Annotated in this window: 1 pseudogene; it reads left to right on the top strand. The window is 47.8% G+C overall.

The window, feature by feature from the left end:
• A pseudogene (locus HC733_RS22965) lies at positions 1-224 on the top strand (phage minor head protein); the annotation flags it as partial.

Genomic DNA, 224 nt, shown 5'->3' with positions numbered 1-224 from the left:
GGCAAAGTTGAAGATATACAGCTACGCGCCGAGACTATTCAAGCACTCAACAATAGCCAAGAGCGAGCCAAAGCGTTTGAATTATGGGCCCGTAAAAGCATTGAGCGTATCGAACGCTATCAAGCCGCTAAGCTTGCCAAAGACAAGCAAGGGCTAAGGGAGTTTGGCCCACGGCCACAACACAAAACTGTAGTGAGCTTTCTCGATGACGAGATAAACCAAAA

Source organism: Pseudoalteromonas sp. S16_S37, assembly GCF_014694405.1.
In the GTDB taxonomy this organism is placed as follows: Bacteria; Pseudomonadota; Gammaproteobacteria; order Enterobacterales; family Alteromonadaceae; genus Pseudoalteromonas.
Note: the sequence above shows the minus strand (reverse complement) of the source record. Positions and strands in the feature narration are given on the sequence as shown.